Below are 25,811 nucleotides of genomic sequence, written 5' to 3' on the forward strand. Positions count from 1 at the left end.
GTCCCAATTATATTTTAAATGCCAGTAATTTAATAAAATCAATTCTCGGAGAATATAGTGCACCTGCACCCCTCAATGCAGCAATAGCATTCGATAACTCGAAAGGAGTAAGCAAAGACATTGTTTCAACATCTTTCATGGAGATTACCACATCAATACCAAAATTATCCTCTAGTTGCAGATACAATTGCGCTGCTTCTGCAGGCAAACGGAATATGTCCCTTGGAGATAGATTGGATTTCTGAAACTTAGAAGCATGTGCAAACATATCCATCCAGATATCAAAGCCTTCACGTACATTGGCAACGGTAACTTCATTGCTGAAGTTCATTCGGGCAATACTTGACCCTAGTTTAGGAGCAGCGTCACCAAGATCCTGCTTATAAACAAAATTATGTGAGTTCGTGAATGTCTCAGTCATATCATATATCCGCTCGGTCAAGCATTTTTCTGCTTTTTGAGTAATCTCCGGTTGAAACATCAAAGCATCCAGAAGATGAGCCCTTACAAAGGGAATCTCAAAAGATACATCTGCAGAATAAGCGGACTTTGGACGCATTTCAGCATCAAAAACTATAGGTACATGCACAAATGTCTCTTTGGGCATTAATATTGAAAGATTTACCTCCATGCTGCCTAAGGGGTTTATTTTATTTTCAACCTCAGAAGAACTATAAAAATAAGGCGACTTTACACTTTTAAATTCCCGGGGAACTAGTTTCTGTAAAGAAAGAAAGGAATCCCATCCACTTTTCTTTGCAATTATTCCGGAATCAATACCACCTTTTTCATTGATACCAATTGCATTCGATGAAACGGAACACATTGCAAGACACTGAGAAATATTATCAATGTTTTCGTCTGCCCTATTAAATGGATGCTTAAAGAAATTAACGTATTCTTCCTGATCCATTACTTTTCTGTGAAGAAGTTTATTTGGATCGATTTTTGTCCATGCTTTAACATACCGGACATCAATATTAACAAGATTATCAAATGTGCCCTTTACAACCCTCTCTATTTCAAATGATGTGACTTTTATCAGATCATTCACGTTTGGTGTCGGAACAGATTCGTCGGCTATTATGTATACATCTCTTTTTGGCGTAGGGAGAAAAGGAGAAGGATCAAGATAGAAAATCCGCCTGCTTCGACCATCAAATCGAACAAAACCTGTTTCATCACTATCAAATATGAGTTTATGCTCCACACCAGAAAGCTCATAACCAAACTCACGGTTCTTCAGGGTTTGTTTTTTGACCATAGCACGACCTTCTCATTATTGATTGATAAGGGTTATTCAACCTGAACTAAAGAGAACAGTAATTTTAACTATAAACTGTAATCTTATAATTCTTCTTATCCATAAATGACCGGAAAATATTATTTTATTAGTGGTACAAATTAGGCAACACAGGAAGCTAGAATATGACAGAAACAATAGATACCATACTATCAAGGCGCAGTGTTCGGAAATTCACAACAGACGAAGTAACAGATGAAGATATTAGAACCATACTGGAAGCAGGCAGATGGGCACCATCCGGCCTGAACAACCAGCCATGGAAATTCATTGTGATTGAAAACAAGGAAAACATGAATGAACTGGCAGAATGCACGCATTATTCACATATAATCCTGAATGCACCTTTGCTTATAGCCGTTTACCTTGATACCGAAACTATGTACAACAAGACAAAAGATATACAGGCTATTGGTGCATCAATACAGAACATGCTTCTCGCATGCTGTGACCTTGGACTTGGAGCAGTCTGGCTAGGAGAAATACTCAACCAATCAAATAAAGTTAACTTGATTCTCAATTGTCCTGATACTATGGAACTGATGGCAGTGCTTGCAATAGGCAAACCTGCAGAAATTGGAAAAAATAGTACCAGAAAAGATCTGAATGAGATTACATACCGTGAAAAGTATGGAGAGATATTTTAATTAAAAAAAGGAGGCAGAGACAAATTGAAGATAATCATTGGTTTGTGTAGATTGATTGGAGGTGGTAGATTTGAATGACCCATTTATAGTGGATTATTATCAGGAAATAGGTCTACAATTCGTCTCTAAGCCTTAAAATGGATTTTATCCTATATAAACTTATGTCAAATATTTGATTAAATCAAGGAAACATGATTTAACACCAAATCAATTTTGATTGATTCTTCCAGATATCCGCTTTTTACCCGGGCATTGGCGATTAGCACAGAACTCTACAGCATCCTTTTCCTTTTCTTTAACACGCAGCATGTGCCAGCCACAATGCTCACATAGAGTACTGAGGACCGTAAGCCTGCCTCCTTTTGGGACTGACTGTGTATGTCCGCATCTGTTAGTACAACCAAGGAAACGAGAATCTTTGACAGATATAAGGAACATCGAACCATCACAAACCGGACAAGGACCAACGACTTCCGGTGGGAAACACTTCTTTTCCAACTCACATGTAAAACAGGGACCGATTCCAACAGCCCAATTGTATTTGTTGCCGACCTTGAGAACAGCTACTCCACCCTTACTACACTCCTGGGAACGCATGACAGTAAGTGCACCAGTCTTTGGCAGAGGATATGTCTTTTTGCACCCAGGATAACCGGTACAACCCACAAACCTTCCGTTCTCGGTTTTGATCATATGCAGTATCCTTCCACATTCAGGACATGTACCCACAAAGTTCTTCTTATCCGTAGTTACCTGCTCATCAGTGATAGTGCCTGCCATTCTTGCAGCAATTGCATCCTTGCTTGAATACAACTGGGAATACATTTCCTTGATAAGTCCGGTTCCTTCCGCAAGAGCCCCATCAAGTGTCTTTTTCCCATCCTCAACATCCTGTATCAGAGATTCTATACGGGCCCTGATCTCTGGTTTTACAAGTATCGACACGGTCGTATCAAGTGTATCCATCAGGGTAAAACCCGTATCAAGAATTAAGATGGTCTTTCCCTTTGTTTCAAAATAACCTCTTTTCTTATTAGTTTCAATATGGCTTGGAGCCGTTGCCTTAGTACCAATGCCATGCTTGTCCATTAAAGTAAGTAATTCTGCCTCAGTAAGTCTTTTGGGAGGGGTTGTCTCGGATTTAATGTTCTTTATCTCCTTTACACCAACCTCTTCCTTTTCCTCAATAGCGGGCAATAATTTGTCATTCTTGGTTTCAAAGGGATAAACTTCAAGCCATCCTGCATCCCTGAGTACAGAACCTGTGACATCGAATATTTCACCACCAACAAGAATCTCAAATCTTGTTTTCTCAAATACGGCAGGCCCCATGAGATTTGCAAGGAAATGTCTCACAATGAGATCATACACCTTCCACGCATCCGGCATCCTGACACTCTTCTCTACATCATCTCGTGAAACCGCTTTGATTGGATGGATAGGGGGATGGTCATGTCCATCTTTGGTACCGTTTCTGCATTTTATTTCTCCGGCAGAGATTATTGAAAGTGCATACCTCTGATAAGTGCCTGATGAAAAAGCAACCAGCATTGACCTGAAATCAAAATCCTCGGCATATTTGTTAGTCTCGGTCCTTGGATAACTTGTAAACCCTGAAAGATAGAGCTGCTCTGCGATCTCAAGGGCATTTTCAGGACTGATACCCAGGAATTTGGAAGCACGTTTCAGGAACTCAGTGGTATTCAACGGATATGGAGGACTTGTTAGAGCCTGTTTTACACTTTTTTTATCAACAAGACCTTTTTTGCAATTCTTTATCCTGGCAAATAGCTCATCTGCTTTTGCTTTCTCAGAAATGTGCCCGCCCCTGTGAGCGCCTGTAAATTCCGTGCCGTTTGCATCGAAAACAGCTTCGATCTTCCAGAAGTCCTTTGACTGGAAGTTCTTTATCAGTTTCTCCCTCTCATAGACAAAACCACATGTCGGGGTCTGACAGGGACCAATTGAAATAACACCCTTGGTGCGGGCCTTTTCCCTGACTGCAAGGGTCATGAAACGAGTAAATGCAGCACCCATCTTCAGGTCAAGTATCTGGCGGGCTTCAGCTGACATTGCCATATTATAGTCAGGTTCAACAAGATTTGCAAAAGCATTTTTGATCTCACTGGCAGATAGTGAAGAAAAACGGGCCCTTTTAACCGGAAAAGAAGCTACTTTCTCGGCAATTGTCTTCGCCTCGAATCCAATATTCTCCCCTTCCCTGTCAAAGTCGCAGGCAAGAACAACTTCTTCCGCACCACTTGCAAGAAGTGAGATGGCAGCAGCATATGATTTTTTAGTTACATTTTTAACAGGGTCAGTATCCAGCAGGATTGCAGGATCGCATTCACGCCAGTTATTGAACTGCTCCGGGAAATCATAACCCATGATATGGCCGGCAAGACCCATTATCCGCCATTCTTTCCCATTCATTTTAAAGTCGTACACAGGAACACCTTCCACTGAAGCACGATTAAAATGTCCTCCGCTTAAGATCCCTGCTATCTGGGAAGCTGCCTTGTTCTTTTCCGTGAATACGACAATTGACATGCTGCATCCGTATGTCCTGATATTAGATAAGAATTGAGCTTGCGGGGTGAAAGTAATAATAAAGATAAAATAATCTCAAATATTCGATAAGTGCTGTGAAACATATATATGTGGCAAGAATGTATCTGCACCTAAAGACACTGCATACCGGAGTTACAATGACATTAATGGAAGATGCTAAAAAGGGCAAGATTACGCCCCAGATGGAGGCTGTAGCTAGAGATGAAGGCATTGATGCTAAGACCATCTGCTCGTGTGTTGCCAAGGGACTCATAAGTATTCCCAACAACCCTGTAAGGGACTGCAGGGTCGTAGGTATAGGAAAATATCTCAGTACTAAGATAAATGCCAATATCGGAACCTCACGTGACTACATAAATATCGATGAGGAAGTCGAGAAAGCAAAAACAGCAGAAGCTTTTGGTGCTGATGCACTAATGGACCTGTCAACTGGCGGGGACCTTGACCTCATCAGGAAGAAAATAATGGATGCTGTGAACATCCCAATCGGTTCTGTACCCATATACCAGGCAGCAGCCTCACAGAAAACTGTTGTGGATATGACATCCGATGATATGTTCAATGCAGTACGCAAGCATGCAAAAGATGGTATTGATTTTGTCACCATACATGCAGGCGTGAACCAGGATTCCATGAACAGGATCAAACAGGGCAGCAGGATAACAGATATTGTCAGTCGTGGCGGATCATTCACCCTTGCATGGATGCTGCATAATGGAGAAGATAACCCGTTCTATTCAGAGTATGATTACCTGATGGAGATAGCTCACGAATACGACATGGCCATCAGCCTTGGAGATGGCATGAGACCGGGTTGTATCCATGATGCTTCAGATGGTCCTTCGTTTATGGAATTCATAACTCTTGGTGAACTTGTAAAACGCACCCGTGAAGCAAACATACAATGCTTTGTGGAAGGACCGGGACACGTGCCAATTGACGAAATCGAACTAAGCGTAAAGGGAATGAAGAGCCTCTGTGACAATGCGCCTCTCTACCTATTGGGTCCGCTGGTAACAGACATAGCCCCCGGATACGACCACATAACCGGAGCCATAGGAGGCACTTTTGCCGGAATGTGTGGAGCTGATTTCCTTTGCATGACCACACCAGCTGAGCATCTGGCACTGCCTACTAACGATGATATCCGCGAAGGAACTATTGTCACCAGAATAGCAGCCCACGCAGCAGACCTCGCAAAGGAAGGACAGAAAGAGCGTGCAAGAGCTGTTGATAATAAAATGGCATATGCCCGTAAGAACCTCGATTGGGACACACAGTTCGAGCTTGCCATAGACGGAGAGAAGGCAAAGAAAATACGAGACAGCAGAAACACCGGAAGCGATGCCTGCTCAATGTGTGGCGACCTTTGTGCTATGAAGATAGTCAGCAAGGCATTAGAGGAAGAGAAGAAGAAATGAATATTCCAGTGTTAAACTGAATAACATATATGAAAGGACCACAGCGGTCCTTTTCTATCATTTCTTATAATTTCCACTTTTTATAACTGCTTCCTGATACACATGAACCAGTCAAGGCAGTATTTACTTTCCTCTTCTGATTCAACTCTTTACCAGGTAGTTCCGCATGATTCCGGTGGTGGAATCTGGGTTGTGTCCGTCGGACAATGAATGATACAGAATAGCCCTTATCCTTGCATTCGAGTCAATTATGAAAACTGCCCTGACAGTTTAGACACCCCAAGCATTTAACCGTAAAATGCCAGACTTCTTTGCTATTTGATTTTATGATAACATAATTTTATGGGACTATCAAAACTTAGAGAATATCTACCCACACTTCACTAAATATTAAGGACTTTTAAAACAAGAACCTGATAGAAGTGGATGTAAATATTAATACTGTCAAGTTCTGAATATTAAATAGTACAAAAAATTATAAATACTGCAGTATACAAAGCATAAATGGGTAATGTATAAAGTATACCATCTTTTGAACACACTAACCATAAAATGAAAAAGATGACAGAAAAATATCACAGGTATGTAGATGAAACATCTGTTCTACCTGAAAACGGTGACGATGGATTTGAAAACCTCGTTGATGAACTCCCCCTGGGCATACTTTCATGTGACAGGGAAGGCAACATTACAGCAATAAATAACTTTCTTTTGAATATATTAGGTTCTCCTTCAGCGGAAGATACAAAAAAAATCAATCTATTGACTTTTCCCCCTTTGGTAAAATCAGGCGTTTCTGCAGTTGTTGAAGAAGCTCTTACAACTGCAAAGAACTCATCAATAGAAACGTCTTACTTATCTAAATGGAAAAAGGAACTCTTCCTGAGTTTCAAGGTATTTCCCCGAAAGGACGTTAATGGATTTGTATATGGATGTCACGCTATTATCGAAGACCTGACAACAAGAAAAAGAGCAAATCGGGAACTTGAAGAAAGTAAGAATAAAGACATTCTGATATCTCGAATATCAAGCCGTTTCATCAACAGCAATTTCAAGGATATTGAAGGAGACATCAATAAAACACTTGAAGACCTGGCTGATTTCATTGGTGCTGATCGTGTATCTCTGTTCAACGTTACTGAAAATACAGATCATATCATTAAAACACATGAATGGCACGTTGAAGGACTAAGCTCCAGAATACCACTCAATGAAAAATGGGATACTAAAGAACTCGTATTTGAACAATTGAGTAATTCGCAGATCGTTAATATTTCTGATGTTGATAGACTACCTGAGGAAAAGGAGTGTGTACGAAAGTTACTCCATGATCTTGGAATTAAATCCATTGCAATGATTCCTCTTTCACACTATGGTATTTTTAAAGGTTTCATTTGTATCGATTCAAAAAGTGAAAAACAGAATTGGAATGAAAAACAACTCTATGTCCTGAAGATAGCCGGTGACATGATAACCGGAATCCTCGAACGTAAAGATGCAGAAGTCATGTTACTCCAGAAAGAAAAGGAATATGAAGATATTATAAATTCCCTGGACGCAGTAATATGGAAAGCTACCTTTGACAAAGATGGAAACGTACTGACATCCTACATTTCTAAACCCGTAGATAATGTACTGGGACTACACGACGGGACCATCGGTAATGACTGGAATAAGTTTTTTGCGCATATACACCCCGAAGACCTGCCAAATGTGCTGGATGCCTTTAAAAAATCCTTTATTGAAATCGACACCCCTATTGACCAGGATTACAGGCTACTGTCAGATGAAGGAAAAAGCGTCTGGATAAGTTCCATAGGGTCTTCACATCTTCAGAGTGACGGAACCTTCCTTACATACGGAACATCGGTTAATATCACACCCAGAAAACTTGCTGAGGAAGAGGTTGCTCGAAGTGAGGAACGGTACAGATCCCTTGTAGAGGAATTAAGTGATGCAGTTATCATAAACACTTTTGAAGGGGAGATACTGGAGGTCAATGATAAGACATGTGAAATGGTTGGTTATTCCAGAGATGAATTGCAGAATATGACCATTTATGATCTTATGCCTCCTGAAAGAAGGACATCTGCAAAAGAAAATATGAGTAGGTTCATTAAAAATGGAAAAATTCTGGCGGAAAGTAGATTCGTCACTGCAGATGGAAACCTGCTAATAGTGGAAGTAAATGCAAAAGCCCTGAAAGGATATAATAACACAGCCCAGGCCATTGTCAGGGATATCACTGAGCGCAAAGAAGCTGAAATTGCACTCAGGGAAAGCGAGGAGCGGTTCAAAGTACTTCATAATGCGTCTTTCGGCGGAATTACCATCCACGACAAGGGAATAATCCTTGATTGCAACCGGGGTCTTTCTGAAATAAGCGGTTACTCATATGAAGAACTGATAGGAATGGATGGATTGATGCTCATTGCGGAATCATTCCGAAACACTGTAATGAACAATGTCCTCCGAGGTTATGAAGAGCCATATGAAGTAATGGGACTTCGCAAAGATGGTAGCGTATATCCCCTTCGACTGGAAGCAAAGAATATCCCCTATAAAGGAAAACAGATGAGAGTTGTTGAGTTCAGGAACATTACCGAACAAAAACAAACTGAAGATAGAATAAAAGAAAGTGAAGAAAAATACAAATCTCTTTTCGAACAATCCAATGATGCCATATTCCTGAATCATGTTGATGGACAGATAGTGGATGTGAACGAAAAAGCTTGCAAAATGTTCGGATATACAAGGCAAGAATTCCAGAAAATGAATGTGGTTGATCTTCTGGCCCCATATCATAAAACTGCTGGCGATATGGGGATGCAGCAGTTCAGAGAAGATGGAAGCGTTTATATTCACCTATTGTACGCAAAGGCAAACGGCGAAACCTTTGATGCAGAAGTGAACGCTAAGGTCCTTGAAGGATATAATAATCTCGCTCAGGCTATTGTTAGAGATATCAGTGAGAGTAAAAAAGCAGAAGAAGAAATCATCCGAAGCGAAACTAAATACAGGAGCCTTTTTGAAAGATCGAATGATGCTATAATGATCCATGATCTTAACGGACTAATACTGGAAGCAAACGACAGAGCTTGCGAAATGTTTGGTTATAGTGAAACCGAATTAAAACAAATATCTGTTCTGGATCTAACATTGGAAGAAGACAGAATAGAAATGAAATCAAGAATTGGGATAATCAAGACAGAAGGTTACTGCCGTAAAGAAAACAGGATGGTTCGCTCAGATGGGAGTATTATATATGTAGATGTTAGTGCTTCATTCCTCAAAGCACAACAAAATCTGATTCAGACCGTGAGTAGAGATATAACAGACAGGGTCCGAACGGAAGCAGCTATGATCTGTGCAAAAATAGAGGCAGAAACAGCCAGCCGCACTAAAAGTGAATTCCTTGCTAATATGAGTCATGAACTGCGTACACCATTAAACTCTATCATCGGTTTTTCAGATGTCATGCTTGATGGTCTTACAGGAGAACTTAGTCCTAAGCAGAAAAACTACATGAAACATGTTTCAAATAGTGGACATCATCTGTTAAACCTCATCAATGACATACTTGACATTTCCAAAGTGGAAGCAGGAAAGATGGAGCTACATATTGATACGTTGAATATGGAAACAGTAATTGATGATATTGTAGCTATAACACAGACCCTTACATCCAAGAAAAATATAAGCGTTAATGTGGATGTGCAGGAGAACATGCCAGGGATGAGAGCCGACAGATCAAAGCTCAAGCAGATAATGTATAATCTGATGGGAAATGCAATTAAATTTACAGATGATGGCGGTAAGATAACCATACTTGCTAAAGTCAAAGATAAAAAGGTACTTGTTTCTGTCATAGATAACGGAATTGGTATTTCCATTGAAGACCAGAAGAAACTCTTCAAGCCTTTCAGCCAGATAGATTCGTCCATATCCAGAAGATATGAAGGAACAGGTCTTGGACTTGCCCTTGTAAAGGAACTTGTAGAATTGCACGGAGGAAAGATCTGGGTTGAAAGTGAAGTTAGAAAAGGAAGTAATTTTACATTTGAATTACCGATTGATGATAATCAGGACTAACTATTATTGATCAATTAAAACGTTTTTATTTTTTATAGACTAACTACTTGTTTTGTAAACCAGCAGCTACTTCTGATTGGATTGTCAATCAAACAATAAAATAAATATTCCAAATATAAGTTACCCTGACCTTGCCAGGGCAACTTGGGAAGTGGGATGTGGTGGAGTGGAGGTAGTTTGATGGATATAAATGACCCACATCCTCGTATGCACTAGAGTAATAATCCTCTAGTAATTTGTCGTTTTATTATTACTGACATATAAAGATATCGTGAAGATATAAATACAGTAGGCATTATTTCTAATTGTGCAACAAAATAGAGCAGTCAAATGTAAACCAATATATAAATGACAGTATACGTACTGAATTTTCTGCCAACAATTGTAAACCCTGAATGACTCACGCACATCCTTAAAACTTAATACATGAGGACAATAACCACAACTCTTATGTATTTATAAAAAAGAGATTAGACAGGTTGAATACGGGGAGGAACAAAGACGGACAACATTGCATTTTTGATATACTCGTTCAGCTCCCTTTTTGCCATAGTCAGTCCAGTTGGTGGAGTTATCACATTCGTCTCACTGACAAGTGACATAACACTGGAAGAGAAGAATGTACTTGCCACAAAATCCGTAATCCTTGCCTGCATAATTGCCTTATTTTTTGCAATATCAGGAGAAATGATATTAAACTTCTTCGGTGTGAGCATTGATGCTTTAAGAGTAGCTGGCGGAATACTGCTTTTTACTGTGGCTTTTGATATGATACTGGCAAAGGTTTCCCGTGAAAGTATCACAAAAACAGAAATAACCAAATCACAGGACCGTAGCGATATATGGATATTCCCTATTGGCCTTCCACTTTTAACAGGCCCGGGTACAATTACCACCGTTATTGTCCTAATGGGAAGTGCAGTTTCAATATTACAAAACATTGCAGTCATGTTTGCGATACTGCTCACCTTTTTAATAACATTGATTTTATTTAGGTTTTCCAGAAGAGTGTATAAATTCCTTGGCCATACCGGAATGCTGGTATTTACAAGACTTATGGGATTGTTGCTTGCAGCAATGGCTGTAAATTTCATTGCACTTGGAATATGGAATATTTATACCTCATTCCAGTGAACGACAAGTACATTTGATCCAAAGATAACAATCACAATGATTTTATCGGATAATCTCATAAACCTCATAGAGTGTGGGTGACAAAGTGCCGGAAGAAAGGGACTTTCAATGTCGATCCAGAGGGGACGAACATAACATTTCACTGGAGCAGATTCTTGAAAAACTTGCTGCATCAGCTGAAGGCTTGTCTTCTGAAGAGGCAAGCAGAAGGATTGGTCTTTGTGGAAGGAACGTTTTCGAGGAAACCGGAAAACAAAGTCTTCTTATCAAATACTTAAAACAATACAGGAATTTCTTCTCACTTTTACTTTTATTTGGTTCCATACTTTCATTCATTGCTGAATGGCTTGACCCCGGACAGGGCAATATTTTCATTGCCATAGCACTACTTGGAGTGGTTATACTCAACGGCAGTTTTACATTCATTCAGGAATACCAGGCCGAAAGGATAATGGCGAGTTTCAAGAACCTCATTCCTCCAAAAGCCCGGGTACTGAGGGATGGAGAGATCAAAGAGATACTTGCCACCGAAATAGTGGTGGGTGATGTGGTCTATCTTGAGGAAGGTGACAAGATACCTGCAGATGGCAGGCTCATAGAAGAGAACTCACTGAAAGTTGACAACTCACCAATAACCGGAGAAGCTGAACCACAACTACGTTCATTGAACTGTACGCATCCCAATATGCTGGAATGCAGGAACATGGTATTCTCAGGAACACTTGTCCAGACAGGAAATGGAAAAGCACTCATCTTTGGCACCGGTTCGGATACACAGATAGGAAAGCTTGCAGCCCTGACAGAACAGACATCTTCCGTGGACACACCCATACGCAAGGAACTCAATGACTTTATAAAGGTCATTTCTGCAATTGCTATATTTCTTGGAGTTTCCTTCTTCCTTGTAGGATTCCTCATTCAGGATACATTCCTTGCAAATCTCATTTTCGCTATTGGTATCATCGTTGCAAATGTACCTGAAGGACTACTGCCAACGGTAACGCTTGCCCTGAGTCTCGCATCGAAAAGAATGGCAAAAAGGAATGCACTGATCAAACAACTGGAATCAGTTGAAACACTTGGTTCCACAACTGTCATCTGTACAGATAAAACAGGAACCCTTACACAGAACAAGATGGCTATTCATTCAGTTTACACAGGTTCAGGCCATCTGGATGTAGAGAAAAAGGCCAACCCATCCGATGTATTTCTGCGTGTGGCTACCATATGTAATAATTCCAGACTTACAGAAGAAAAACCGGGATACAAAGGTGATCCTACTGAAGGCTCTTTGCTTGTTTATGCCAGTGAATTCACCGACATAAATAAAATGAAGGATGAATTTCCCCGGCTTGCAGAATATCCTTTCGATTCCAAAAAACAGAGGATGCAGGTTATCTCCAAAACACCAACCGGAGAGATGGAAGCATACCTGAAAGGAGCACCTGAAGTTATTATCGATATGTGCAGCCACATAATGATTGATGGGATAGAAGAGATACTTGACGAAGTAGAAAAAAAATCCCTTGACGAACAACACCTTGTAATGGCAAAAAAAGGGGAAAGAGTACTTGCATTTGCTTACAGGAAAGCAGATAGCGATAACGAATATGACGATGGTTTTATCTTCATTGCTTTTGCAGGTGCCGTAGACCCTCCACGACCGGAAGCAAAAGAAGCCATCAAAAAATGCCACCTTGCAGGTATCAAGGTTGTTATGATAACAGGAGATCATCCGGTAACCGCACGTTCCATCGCTGAAACCGTAGGCCTTACCGACGATCACATTGAACCTGTCCTGATAACCGGTTCAGAACTTGAAGAGCTTTCGACAGAAGAGCTTGCACAACGACTGAAAGCTCCAAGCATTGTATTTGCACGCACATCCCCTATACAGAAACTCAAGATAGTACGTGCTTTCCAGGCGGCAGGCGAAATCGTTACAATGACTGGAGACGGTGTGAATGATGCACCTGCCATGAAGAATGCAGATATGGGGGTTGCCATGGGAAGCGGTACGGACGTTGCAAGGGAAGCAGCGGACATGGTACTGCTCGATGATAATTTTGCTACCATCGTCAATGCAATAGAAGAAGGCAGAACCGTCTTTGATAACATCAAGAAGTTCATAGCCTACATTCTTACAAGCAATGTCCCTGAAATATTACCATTCATAGCTTTTGTGCTGCTTGCATTGCCTCTGCCAATGAACGTGCAACTCATCCTTGCCATTGACCTGGGAACTGACATTCTCCCGGCGTTGTCCCTTGCAGTGGAAAAAGGAGAAGGCGATATTATGAAACGTCCCCCACGCTCAAGGGAAGAGAAACTGCTTACACCACAGGTACTGCTAACGTCCTACGGAATCAAGGGACCTATAGAAGCTGCTGCCGGATTTGCATGCTACTTTGCAGTGCTTTTCGATGGTGGGTGGAAATGGGGACAGCAACTGCCATTCACGGATACTCTTTACATGCAGGCCATAACAGCATTCTTTGCAGCCGTTATTGTCTGCCAGATAGCAAACGTTTTCACATCAAGGACCAGAAGACAATCCGTATTGACAAAAGGATTTTTCAGCAACCGCATGGTTCTTCTCGGTATAGCCAGCGAGCTTCTCATACTGGCTTTCATCATCTACAACCCACTGGTGAACCTTGTATTCAATACAGCAGCAATATCCATGAAATATGTACTTATTGCAGTGCCATTTGCCCTGCTGCTGCTTGGAGTCGATGAGTTCAGAAAGTATGCAATAAGGAAAGACTCACCCTTTGTCACCCGTTTCTTCAAATGGTGATTATCGGGTGACCTTTATTCTTTCTTTTTCCGGAAAACCACTTCAGTATGAGGATATGCGATTTCCACATCATCAGAAACCCTTATACGGTCAAATATCTCTTTTGTGATCTTCGTGGAATACTCGTTTAACTGCCGGGCCGGAGAGAAATACTTTATATGGACATCCACCCCACTTGCCTGGAACTCAAGTCTTATACGAGGATTTCCAGGACTAGTACTGATAATGCCTGCAAGATATTTTCGAGCTGCAAGATCAGCTATTTCAATTGCATGATCAAGATTGCTCTCATATGTCACATTCACTATCACACTGTCAAGAACAAAATCATTGTTTAAAGTGTAATTAATGATATTTTTCTCAAACAGCATCCAGTTGGGAACCATCACCACTCTACCAGAGTTTTCCTCATCAATGATAAGACCACCAATCTCCATAACATGCACATGAGTCAGATTGATATCTACAACATCACCTTTCACATCACCTATTGTGATCCTATCACCGATGTCAAATGGTCTTTTGGTTACCACCATAATCCAGGCAGCTATACCCGTCATCGGTTTCTGGAGAGCAAAACCGATAGCTGCTGAAAGCAGACCAAGGAATACACCAAATTCAGACCATGCATTAGAATATGAAAGAGCAGCGAATAGAATAATTATCAGGTAAAGTGAATACCTGAATAGCTGACTCATTAATTTGATGTTGGAACTTTGTTTCTTCGTTTTAGCCTTGCGCAGGAGATTATTTTTCAGCACATCAATAACTATACTGATCAAAACAAGGATGATAAAGACTGCAAGAAGTCTCATCCCAAATGACAGTAATCGATCTACAGTAATAAAGTCCTGCAAATTAAGTAAAGTAATAATTTCCTGCAAATTAAGTCCCATGAAATCATCCATTGACAAATTAAATCAAAAAATGAAAGAGCATTGTCACTCTTTCTTCAGTAGTTTCTTAACCATTTGTTTTAAATCAGATGCCAGATCATCTGCCTCATTTCCGGTTGCCTGAGCCAGTTCTTTGACTTTATCAGATATCTTGTCTACATCTTTTTTAATGTCTACAGATTTTACCGAAGAGGCTATTTTCTTAATGACATCCATGATATCTTCGGTGATCTTTGCAGCCTCATCACCTGTTGCATCAATGAGTGAATCTATTCCGGCATTCGCCCTGTCATAGTTCCTTCCAAGATTGATCTTCTCTGCAAGGATGTCCAGCTGTTCACCAAGCTCAGAAGACAGGCCCTTTGCTCCATCCCCGGTCTTTTTGGCAAGATCATCGATGCCTTCAAACAATTTATCCATGTCTTCACGAAGGTCTATGCTTTTTATATCATCTACAATGCCTTTTATTGATGATTTTACGCTAACAGCGATATTTTCTGCCTCATTGCCAGTCTTGTCAACTAGTTCATGTATCTCATTTCTAATTTTACGAATCGTTTCTTTCACAATGACCCCTCCCCGAGTCTAAACATATTTGATTTTTTTAAGTATTAAACATATCGTAATCAGTAATGATATACAGCAAAAAATCTTTATTCAACTCTGACAACTATCCCCCTAAGGAGGCGACCCAGTATATCCGAACCTGTTATAATTATCTTTTCGGGATCATCCTTGTTCCAGTAAAGCAGAAGATCATTATCTATAACATCATCCTCAGAATCTACAGGATAAACCTTCAACTTGTGAAGTACACCACCAATCTTTTCTTCAGGATCCCTTACAATTATAGGATGATGGCAGTACTTATAGGGATTGAATTCTTTTTTTCTGTAGACGGCATCCCTGAGAAATGACCCGGAATCAATTGCCATCACTGGCTCGTTGGTTTCATCCACCACTATGACCCATTTCTTTGAACTTGAAGCAATATTTTCCAGCAACGTATCGAACTCAGCATCTTCAGATGATGGAAATATAACAAGGCCATTGAAAGTAGGCAGGGATATTATACTCAATGGGTCAATAACAGACCCTTCCTGCTTGACATGAAGATCATCTATGGTAAGGAAATTCAAAGCTCCAAGCCCTTCAAGGTGATCGATATCACTACTCTCGGAAATGATATGTTTTCTAAGCATTATTCCAAGAGAACGTTCTTTGAAGAACTCCATTTTCTCTTTCCCAAGCCACGTATCCAGAATTATTGCAGACGGTTTTGCCACGGGATACAGCAAGAACATGTATAATTTGACAAGAGGGGAAAAAGTAGCTCCAAGTCGTAAGGAATTACGTGTGAAATAAGCCTGCGGAGCAATTTCTCCGAAACTTGTGATAAGAACTGTGGAAAAAATAAAAGCTGATGCTCCAGACATTATAGAATCAGTCAGCAATGCCAGAAGAACATTTATACCAACATTACCCCATAGTAAAGTAGAGAGCAGCAGGTGGGAATTACGCCTTATTTCCAGTATTTTCCTTGCATCCTCATTCTTAGCTTCAGCCTCTATTTCAAGACGAAGACGGGTCAGTCCGAACATGCCTATGGTCAGTCCGGAAAATATACCGGATTGAAGCAGGCAGAGAGCTATCAAAAACCATGTTATTATGTTATTCATGTATTATTCCGTTGAGGCGCGTTCAAAAACCTCTGGTTTGATATGGGTATAAGAGTAGTAAAACTTTTCTGAGGAATGGACTGCTTCATCTTTAGCTAAAAAAGGGTTGCTAAGATCTATTTTGGTCATAATTAATTCTGAATAGCAGGTTCAGTAACTCCTGTCAGATATTTTCATATATAATCGGACTCTATTTAGAATGGAAGATATTTAAGGGAGAAGGGAATGATGCTGGAAAGCAAATGTATAATAATAGCAGGTGAGGAAGCCGGTCCAAAGTCTAATAAAATGGGCGGCATCTGGAATGTAATTGATGCCGAAGCCAGAAATCTTGCCAATCTGATAAGTAAAGGGGTTATCGATGAAAAGACTGCACCCAGTATAATTGTCGCAGGTCCTTACTATGGTCACAGCGGTTCTGACTGGAATAAAGGGCTAAATCGTATCACTGATATGAGCGGATTTGAAGAATTTGAATCGGAAGGTGAACTCTTTGAAACCCTCGAGGAATTAAAAATAAAAGGTATCGAAGTAATTCCGGGAATTGAACATGTGAACGGTGTAAAAATAATATACCTCATGTTCAGAACAAATGATTTTTGCAGGGTCAGCAGAGAGTATAAAGGACAGGAAATGTGCCTTGCCAATATGATAAAAACAGAGGCATTCGACCTTATCGGCCTGGACTCCATGGCTTATGAAAATATGGGCAATGGCATGGAATATACGCATTATCTAAATCTTTCCTATGCAATTTCAGAATTTGTAAAAACGCTTGTAACAGCAAGAGAAAAAAGCTCAGAGGAATATAAGGACAAAGCAATATCAGAATTTGCAGCTTCGCTAATGCCTGCAATCCACGTTTCACTTCACTGCCACGAATTCGGTGTTTTCTATTCCCTTGCACGCCTTAAAAAACTGGGGATCAGTGTTAATACAGTGGCAACTTATCATGCAACACTTCCAGGCAGGTCATCAGGACATCATTCCATTCAGAAGATACGGGAGAATGATAGTTCATTTGACAGTGGTGTTCCGCTCAATTTCACAAAACTTGAGTCGCTCTCTTCTTATGCAGATGTTGTAACTGCAGTTGGAGATTCAACACGCAAGGAAATCAAGCTATTCTACGGCATAGATTCGATAATTGTCCGCAATGGCATAGACAACAATGATGATGAGATCGAATGGGGAAAAAAGACAGAATGCCGCAAGAAGATACAGGATTTCCTCTCTGAAAAGATATACAACGTTTTTGATAGTAAAGTAATACCAGCAGACAGGATAATACCCATTTTTTCAATTTCGCGTATCGAGATCGAGAATAAAGGATATCCCGATCTGCTCGATTCCCTTGTTATACTTGACAGGATGGTTAAGGCAGAGATCGATGCCGGCCATCTTGATGAAAATTATCGCGTTATCTGTTTCATTATTGCTGCACATGGACCAAAGACAAATCTTCCTGATAATTTCCCGATAAACCTTCCTGAAGAAGTACTGGTTGGAGAGGAAATACGCCTTCAGCAACTGATTAAAGCCAGAGGGCTGGAATGCTCAAGAATACCTGATGGCAGCAGACATGTTGCCGCAGTACTATATCCACAGTGGATATCTGACCATGACGGAGGACTTAACCTCAGTCCGGATGAATTCATGTCAGGGTGTATTGCAGGTGTTTTCCCGTCTAAGTATGAGCCTTTCCTGCTTACAGGACTTGAAGCAGGAAAAGAATCTACCCCCAGCATTGTGAGTAAGATATGTGGTTTCAGTGACGCACTCAAAACCCTGAAACGACTTGTCATGGGAATGGGAGGAGTAATAGTCGTTGATAATATCAATCTCTCTTATCTGGAATCTATTTCTGACTACGCTCTTGCTATGGACTATTTCATAGACACATACACGGATGATAAGGTAAAGTACAATCTCCTTTGCCAGGAAGCAAACCTCCTTGCAAGAGACATGAACTGGGAAGATCCCATTAAAACGTACTATGAACTTCTCACAGGAACGAGGATGGAGTAAATGTCTGAAATACGCAAACACTATTTCCTTGATGAGCATTGTATTATAGCAACCGGCAGAGCTAAAAGACCATCTGCTCCAAAAGCCTGCGGAGAAGAAAGCAGATCTGCAAGTTGCGTCTTTTGCAAAGGTCATGAGGGGGAGACACCACTTGCAAATGCTGTTTACAAAAATGGTGAGATACTAAAAGATATTGATGAACAACGTATCACAGACTGGGATGTAAGGTGTATTCCTAACCTTTACCCTGCATTATCCCCTGAAGCCCCTGAAGTTGAACATGCAACATTTGAAGTTAAAAAGGGCTATGGGTTTCACGAAGTTATCATCGAGAATCCACTTCATGAAAGCAGACTACATCTGTCCTCAGATGAAGAAATTCTTCTTCTGATGAAAGTATACCGGGACAGGGTAATGCACTATCAGTCGCAGAAAGAGATCAAATATGTTTCACTGTTCAAAAACTGGGGTAAAAAAGCAGGAGCATCACTGGAACATACTCACACACAACTAATAGCTGTTCCGATCATGCCTTCCTCCATCATAAGAGAAAGAAAGGCAATGGAAGAACTGGAAAGTTGTCCTTACTGTAAGATAGTTGAAAAGGAAAAAGGAAAAGAAAGACAGATTTACGAGAATGACGATTTCATCCTTATAGCACCATATTTTTCCAAAGTACCTTATGAAACGTGGATACTTCCAAAACAGCATGTAAACCATATATCAGCATTCAGTGATGAAATGCTCCTGTCGCTTGGCGACTGTATCAGGACAGCAGTTTCATTCCTGGACCGGACCATACCTGAACTGGCATACAATTACATGTTCTTCCAGATAGAACATGACCTGGGTTACCATTTCAATATCCGCATATCTCCAGTAACATCAATTGCAGCTGGTTTTGAAAAGAATACGGATATATATATCAACTCAATGCCACCGGAAATAGCTACTCAACATCTGCTGGAAAAAGTGTAGGAAAGCATGTTTAAGAAGTGATCCAATGAAAGAACAATTGAGAATAGCCATGTTTTCATGGGAAAGTCTTCATTCTGTTAAAGTCGGCGGACTGGCACCTCATGTGACGGAGTTATCAGAAGCTCTGGCATCCATAGGACATGAAGTTCATATATTCACCCGTAACAGGGACATGCTTCCCTATGAGATGGTTAATGGTGTGCATTACCACCGGGTATATCATGATCTCTACGGAGGCATAGTGCAACAGATGGACAGTATGTGTGATTCTATGCACACTGCCTTTGTTGAAGCCACACGGGATTTTGGAGATTTTGACATTACACACGTACATGACTGGCATCCTGTAAACCTGGTTTGCAGACTGAAAGATGAATACGGAATTCCTTTTGCCATAACCTATCACAGCACGGAATGGGGAAGGAATGGTAACCAGCATGGCAACTGGTGGGAGGCTATGGAGATAAGCCACCGCGAATGGAGAGGCGGATACGAATCTGCATGTGTGATATCCACATCCACAATCCTTACAAAGGAAATACAGCACCTTTACCAGATCCCTGATTATAAGATAACTATTGTTCCCAACGGCATACATGAGAACAAGATGGAAATGAAAGTGGACCCTGGTAAGGTCAAAGAAGAGTATGGGATTCATCCATACGCACCAGTTATTCTTTTTGTTGGAAGGATGAATTATCAAAAAGGACCTGATCTCTTTGTCCGGGCTATCCCTGATGTGCTTGCGAGCAAGTGGGATGCACAATTTGTCATCATAGGCGAAGGAGAGATGCGACCTGAATGTGAACGGATATCATATGAACTGAACATTCAGGACAACTGTCATTTCCTGGGTTATGTGGATGAATCAGTAAAAAAGAAATGGATGAATGCCTGCAACCTGATCTGCGTTCCAAGCCGTAATGAACCATTTGGCATAATACTGCTTGAAGCATGGGATGTTAGTAAGAATATCGTTGCAACGGATGCCATATCACTTATAGATAACTTCAAGGATGGAGTTATAGTTCACCAGACACCCGATTCAATCGCATGGGGAATTAAATACGTTTTTAACAATTGTGCAGACGATGAGCTTGGAAAAGAAGGCAAGAAACTGATAGGAACCAGATATAACTGGAACAGTATAGCTGAAATGACCGTGGGTGTCTACGGAAGTATGGTCCCATAAGCCTGTATTTGCTTCAGTATATGCAGTTATTTGAAACAATCAAGGACATAGGGGCGATATTATCAGGAAATTTGTAAATAGGGTTTCAAGAAAAGCAGGAATGGCACCCGGAACTCTGGTGCATGTTGGTGAAGAAAGGACTGAGAAACCAAAGATAACCATCATAGATTATGACAAGGACAACTATCAGGAAAGAGTGGTTGAAACTGTAGAGGAATGTTTCCCTTTCAAGGATTATCCGACAATTTCATGGATAAACATTGACGGCATCCACCAAGTTGACATCATTGAAAAACTTGGTAAACACTTCGGTCTGCATCCGCTTGTCATGGAAGATATCGTCCACACAAGCCAGAGACCTAAAATGGAAGATTATGATAACTACATTTATGTAGTTCTTAAAATGCTCTGGTTTGCAGATGATGATACCGATGTGAAAGCCGAACAGGTCAGTATAATACTTGGACATAACTTTGTCCTGTCTTTCCAGGAACTCGAAGGTGATACTTTTAATTCCGTAAGGGAACGCCTTAGAAATTCAAAGGGTAGGATACGGACAATGAGGGGTGATTATCTTGCATATGCTCTGCTTGACTCCATAGTTGACAACTATTTTATAATAATCGAAAGGTTCGGGGAAATAATTGAGGATCTGGAAAATAAACTGATAGAGAACCCATCCCCTGAAACCCTGCAAAATATCCATGACCTGAAAAAAGAGATGATATACCTACGTAAGTCAGTTTGGCCCCTGAGGGAAGTTATCAACGGATTGGAAAGAACCGAATCACCCCTGTTCCAAGATACGACTTTCGTATTCCTTAAAGATGTCTATGACCATACTATACAGGTGGCAGAAACTGTTGAAACATATAGGGATATACTCTCCGGGATACTGGACGTTTACCTTTCAAGTGTAAGCAATAAGATGAACGAAGTAATGAAGATACTCACAATTATAGCAACTATCTTCATACCACTTACTTTCCTTGCCGGAATGTATGGAATGAATTTCTCCTATATGCCAGAACTTGGATGGAAATGGGGATATCCTGCCGTATGGACCATCAATATACTGATATTCATATCTATGTACATGTACTTCCGTAAAAAGAACTGGCTTTAACATCGCAGAAGGATACAGATAAAAAATGTATGAAATATATCATCCACCATTCACAACAGAATTAACAGATTTTGAAGATACTGTCATTACAGTTGAAAAGCAGGGAAGCGACCTTGTGTACAAGCGTACATTCCAGGGAAAAGAGGAAACTGAGCTTGTGCTGTTGAACAATGATGGAAATATCCTCATAAATCCTATCGAGCCGGTGAATCTTCCACGTAAACTTACATCATTCCTGTTAGTGGAATTCAAGCGTCCGGCTTTGATACGACCTGGTGACAGGAAGAAGATATACCTTACATTTCCCGTAGAGATAGGAGTGTTCGTCACTGACAAAGCAGGAAATCATGAAGTAATCGACATCTTCACTTTTTCAAGAGTTAAGTTCACACTTTACGGCAGCCATAATCACGGACTTATCTGCAGACACTGGGAAAGTGATGTTTACTCCACGGAGCCACATACTGATCTGTTGCATGAAGGATACATTGAACTTGAAATCATCAATGATTCAAACCACATGATGGAAGTCACAAAGGCTGTATTCAATGCTTATGGGATGAAAATATACTATGGTGACAAAAGACTTGGTATGAAAGCATCCATGAGAATCATAAACAAGCTGCTGGCTGAAACCGATTTCAGTACATACCCCACAACTTCTAGATTCAAGAGGTCCATGGAACTCTATACGTCACGTAAGCTGATCATAAATGGGACAAAGGGAATAATGGAGTTCGGGCTATGAGCAACAGCACCATCATCTCACAATATATCCCTTCGCTCTCTGACCCTTTCCTGCAGATCATCACAGTCATATTAATACTCTTCTTTACCATTTTGATAGGTAAAGGAATCACAATCTACCTTCAGCGCTCACTTAAGGACAAGATGGACAAAGAGCATCTCAACATCCTGCTCAAGACGATCTATTACGGACTGATAGTAGTTGCAATAATCGGGATCATCTTCCCTCTCCTCAACATTGATACATCCGGTCTGCTTGTGGCCGGTGGTGTTGTGGGTATTGTCCTCGGTTTTGCCAGTCAGAGCATTGTGGGTAACTTCATATCAGGAATATTCCTGATGATCGAACGTCCTGTTAAAATAGGTGACCAGGTAAATATCGACAACAAGCTCGGATACGTTGAGGACATAAAAATAATTTCAACGATCATCCGTACATATGATGGCCTCTATATCAGATTGCCAAACGAGACTGTTTTCACCACCAGCATCACAAACTATGTGGCAAATCTTACTAGAAGGTTCGAATATGTGGTCGGAATCCGTTATGAAGATGATGCAGATAAAGCCATAAAGATTATCAAGGGACTCATTGACGACCAGCCATATGCGCTTGTAAATCCTTCTCCAAGTGTTTTTGTTGACAATCTTGGAGATAATGCTGTTAATATCATTGTCAGAGTATGGGCTCCTGCTACTGAATGGTATGATATGAAGACAAAACTCCTCTGGATAATCAAAAAGACACTTGAAAAGAACGGAATTGAGATAGCCTTCCCACAGAGAACTGTCTGGTTTGCCAGCGAACTCAATACTAAGAGAATCGATACTGAGCATGAAAATAACGTAAGTATTAGGGGAACTGATGAAGTATGAAAGCTGTATGTATTTGTTTTGAAGTACACCTCCCAGTTCCCTTACGCTGGTACTGGCCCCGGGAAGGGTATGGAGAGACACATATCGAAAAATACTTTGATATGGAAAAAGCATTCCATAATTTCAAAAAACTGGCAGAGAACCTGGAAACATTGAACGATACATTATCCGAATCCATAGATAATGGCGGCAAATACACCCTGGATATCTCCGGGGTGTTCCTTGAACAATGCAAATGGGCACCTGAAGTAATTGATGGTTTCAGGAAGCTTGACCCTGAAATGGTATCTTTTGCAGCTTCACCATATTATCATTCAGTATGTTCGCTGTTTCCCGACATGACTGAGTTCAGGGAACAGGTTAAGATGGATATTGCTACAATAAAGGAACTTTTCGGACAGGAACCAAAGACATTCGTGAATACTGAACTTCTTTTCCAGCAGAAGGCAATTGAGGTCATCAAAGAAATGGGATTCAGGTGCTTCATATCTGAAGGATCCCATAACCTCATGAATGGTTATGACCCCACGCACGTTTACAACAGTGGGATTCCCACACTTCTCAGGCACATAAACCTGAGTGAGGATCTGGAAATCAAGTTCTCAGATAAAGGATGGGCAGGATATCCACTGATAGCCGATAAGTTCGCATCGTGGATAGCAAGCATGGATGGAGATGTAATAACACTCTACATTAAGTATGATGCTATGAACACACACCTCCAGAACAATAAGGAGATACTAGAATTCCTGCGGGAAATACCCCTGTGTTTCAAAAAGCATGGGATAAAGATGCTTTTAGCTGAGGAGGCTGTGGATATGTTTAAAATTAGCAAGTTGTCGTCCCTTGATTCAAAGACAACGGCACGCTATGGTATGCATAACCTTCTTGGAAACCATGCACAGCACCTGTTCATGCATGAACTGGTGGATATTGGCGAGCAACTTATGAAGGTTAAACAGCCGGAAAGAAGAACAGAACTGCAACGATTATTCCGCTATCTGCAACAGAGCGAGATATTCCTGGAGATGAACTCAGGAGGAAGACGACTTGGATATGAGAGAGCAGTGAACGCCCTCTTGATACTATCAGATATCGAGCGTGCAATACTGGAGGAAGGAGAATGAATTCAATCTGTCCTTTCTTTGAAGTTCACCAGCCATACAGACTAAGGTGGTTCTGGCCTGATCAAAAACAGGGTTTTGACAGGTATTTTGACAAAGCTGTGAACAAAGAGATATTCCATAAGGTTGCAGATAAGTGTTATCTTCCTGCAAACAGGACCCTTCTTGAACTTACAGACAGTACGGATGGTAATTTTAAGGCAAGTATGTCTGTCACAGGCACCTTGCTTGAGCAGTGTCAGGAATGGGGCGAGGATGTACTCGATTCCTTCCGTGACCTTGCAAAAACAGGTTGTGTGGAATTTCTGGATGAAACATGCTATCATTCCCTTGCATCACTATTTGAATCAAAGGAAGAGTTCGTTGATGAAGTGAAAGAACATCGTGAACTCATCTCCGAACTGCTTGGTGTCACCCCACGCGTATTCAGGAACACGGAGATGCTATACAACAACAGTATCGCTTATTTTGCAAAGGAAATGGGTTACGATGCAATACTGACAGAGGGCATCGAGCGCATTATGGATGGCAGGTCCCCGGACCACGTGTACAAAGCAAAAGGCTCCGACATAGCCATCCTGCTTCGTAATTACAAATTAAGTGATGATATAGGATACCGTTTTTCATCCAGATGGTGGGAAGAGTATCCACTAACTGCCAGCAAGTGGGCAGACTGGGCATCCCGGAATATGGGTGAAACCCTGAATATATTCATGGATTACGAGACATTCGGCGAGCACCAGTGGAAAGATACAGGCATCTTTGATTTTCTCAGGGCGCTGCCAGGTGAAGTAATGGATAGGGGAATGCGTTTCCTTACACCATCACAGACAATTGAAGCTTACAGACCAGCCGGTGAGATAGATGTAGGTGATTTCTCCACAATATCATGGGCAGATATAGAAAGAGATACAAGTGCCTGGCTTGGAAATGATATGCAGAGACGCTGCTTTGAGGAAATGAAAATACTCGAGAAATATGTCAAAAGGACAAAGGATGCAGAGCTGTTGAGAATATGGAAACACCTGCTGACCTCTGACCACTATTATTATATGAGCACAAAGTGGCTTGGAGACGGGGATGTGCATTCATATTTCAGCATCCACAGCAGCCCCTATGATGCAGCAGTTAACTTCATGGCAGCAGTGATGGATTTCAAGGCACATGTCTTCAGGATTCTGGCAAAAACAGAATAAC

18 protein-coding genes are annotated in these 25,811 nt (G+C 40.9%); 13 read left to right on the forward strand and 5 right to left on the reverse strand.

Translation table 11 applies throughout. The features are described 5' to 3' along the window. Positions 1 to 7: 7 nt before the first annotated feature. Entirely contained in the window at positions 8 to 1,264 is a 1,257-nt protein-coding gene (locus tag RE476_RS05370) for a hypothetical protein (protein WP_309309376.1), read from the reverse strand. A 164-nt stretch (positions 1,265 to 1,428) separates the two neighbouring features. Between RE476_RS05370 and RE476_RS05375 the strand changes: the two genes are divergently transcribed. Continuing rightward, positions 1,429 to 1,950 carry a nitroreductase family protein gene (locus RE476_RS05375; RefSeq protein ID WP_309309377.1) on the forward strand — a complete coding sequence of 174 codons (522 nt, stop codon included), beginning with the start codon at positions 1,429 to 1,431 and terminating at the stop codon, positions 1,948 to 1,950. Positions 1,951 to 2,157: 207 nt separating this feature from the next. On the opposite strand, the gene RE476_RS05380 is transcribed toward RE476_RS05375, so the two are convergent. Further along, positions 2,158 to 4,500: a DNA topoisomerase I gene (locus tag RE476_RS05380; RefSeq protein ID WP_309309378.1), complete on the reverse strand. Its 2,343-nt coding sequence runs from the start codon at positions 4,498 to 4,500 to the stop codon at positions 2,158 to 2,160. A 158-nt stretch (positions 4,501 to 4,658) separates the two neighbouring features. Between RE476_RS05380 and thiC the strand changes: the two genes are divergently transcribed. The 4 genes from thiC (at position 4,659) to RE476_RS05400 (ending at position 13,968) form a co-directional block, all read left to right on the forward strand. After that, the gene (gene thiC, locus RE476_RS05385; RefSeq protein WP_309309379.1) at positions 4,659 to 5,942 is read left to right on the forward strand and encodes a phosphomethylpyrimidine synthase ThiC; all 1,284 of its coding nucleotides are present in this window, start codon (positions 4,659 to 4,661) and stop codon (positions 5,940 to 5,942) included. 552 nt (positions 5,943 to 6,494) lie between these two features. After that, a complete protein-coding gene (locus RE476_RS05390; protein WP_309309380.1) occupies positions 6,495 to 10,034 on the forward strand; it encodes a PAS domain S-box protein in 3,540 nt (1,179 codons plus the stop codon). Positions 10,035 to 10,553: 519 nt separating this feature from the next. Beyond that, on the forward strand, positions 10,554 to 11,168 hold the full coding sequence (locus RE476_RS05395) for a MarC family protein (RefSeq protein WP_309309381.1): 615 nt from the start codon (positions 10,554 to 10,556) through the stop codon (positions 11,166 to 11,168). A 73-nt stretch (positions 11,169 to 11,241) separates the two neighbouring features. After that, the gene (locus RE476_RS05400) at positions 11,242 to 13,968 is read left to right on the forward strand and encodes a cation-translocating P-type ATPase (protein WP_309309382.1); all 2,727 of its coding nucleotides are present in this window, start codon (positions 11,242 to 11,244) and stop codon (positions 13,966 to 13,968) included. 14 nt (positions 13,969 to 13,982) lie between these two features. On the opposite strand, the gene RE476_RS05405 is transcribed toward RE476_RS05400, so the two are convergent. The 3 genes from RE476_RS05405 to RE476_RS05415 form a co-directional block, all read right to left on the reverse strand. After that, a complete protein-coding gene (locus tag RE476_RS05405; RefSeq protein WP_309309558.1) occupies positions 13,983 to 14,876 on the reverse strand; it encodes a mechanosensitive ion channel family protein in 894 nt (297 codons plus the stop codon). A 33-nt stretch (positions 14,877 to 14,909) separates the two neighbouring features. Continuing rightward, entirely contained in the window at positions 14,910 to 15,431 is a 522-nt protein-coding gene (locus RE476_RS05410) for a hypothetical protein (RefSeq protein WP_309309383.1), read from the reverse strand. Positions 15,432 to 15,517: 86 nt separating this feature from the next. Further along, on the reverse strand, positions 15,518 to 16,543 hold the full coding sequence (locus RE476_RS05415; RefSeq protein ID WP_309309384.1) for a DUF21 domain-containing protein: 1,026 nt from the start codon (positions 16,541 to 16,543) through the stop codon (positions 15,518 to 15,520). 228 nt (positions 16,544 to 16,771) lie between these two features. On the opposite strand from RE476_RS05415, the gene RE476_RS05420 reads away from it, so the two are divergent. From RE476_RS05420 to RE476_RS05455, 8 genes are all read left to right on the forward strand, one after another. After that, entirely contained in the window at positions 16,772 to 18,571 is a 1,800-nt protein-coding gene (locus RE476_RS05420) for a glycosyltransferase family protein (RefSeq protein ID WP_309309559.1), read from the forward strand. Then, a complete protein-coding gene (locus RE476_RS05425; protein WP_309309385.1) occupies positions 18,572 to 19,549 on the forward strand; it encodes a galactose-1-phosphate uridylyltransferase in 978 nt (325 codons plus the stop codon). A 25-nt stretch (positions 19,550 to 19,574) separates the two neighbouring features. Further along, positions 19,575 to 20,741: a glycosyltransferase family 4 protein gene (locus tag RE476_RS05430; RefSeq protein WP_309309386.1), complete on the forward strand. Its 1,167-nt coding sequence runs from the start codon at positions 19,575 to 19,577 to the stop codon at positions 20,739 to 20,741. 100 nt (positions 20,742 to 20,841) lie between these two features. Further along, a complete protein-coding gene (corA, locus tag RE476_RS05435) occupies positions 20,842 to 21,867 on the forward strand; it encodes a magnesium/cobalt transporter CorA (RefSeq protein WP_309309387.1) in 1,026 nt (341 codons plus the stop codon). Between the two features lie 25 nt (positions 21,868 to 21,892). Further along, positions 21,893 to 22,615: a DUF432 domain-containing protein gene (locus tag RE476_RS05440; RefSeq protein ID WP_309309388.1), complete on the forward strand. Its 723-nt coding sequence runs from the start codon at positions 21,893 to 21,895 to the stop codon at positions 22,613 to 22,615. Then, a complete protein-coding gene (locus RE476_RS05445; protein WP_309309389.1) occupies positions 22,612 to 23,490 on the forward strand; it encodes a mechanosensitive ion channel family protein in 879 nt (292 codons plus the stop codon). Before RE476_RS05440 ends, RE476_RS05445 begins: the two co-directional genes overlap by 4 nt. Next, positions 23,487 to 24,617, forward strand: coding sequence for a glycoside hydrolase family 57 protein (locus RE476_RS05450; RefSeq protein ID WP_309309390.1), 1,131 nt, complete (start codon positions 23,487 to 23,489; stop codon positions 24,615 to 24,617). The genes RE476_RS05445 and RE476_RS05450 overlap by 4 nt, the downstream gene beginning before the upstream one ends. Beyond that, positions 24,614 to 25,810, forward strand: a complete 1,197-nt coding sequence (locus RE476_RS05455) for a glycoside hydrolase family 57 protein (protein WP_309309391.1) — start codon at positions 24,614 to 24,616, stop codon at positions 25,808 to 25,810. The genes RE476_RS05450 and RE476_RS05455 overlap by 4 nt, the downstream gene beginning before the upstream one ends. Position 25,811: the final 1 nt, after the last annotated feature.

Source organism: Methanolobus mangrovi, from assembly GCF_031312535.1.
GTDB lineage: Archaea > Halobacteriota > Methanosarcinia > Methanosarcinales > Methanosarcinaceae > Methanolobus > Methanolobus mangrovi.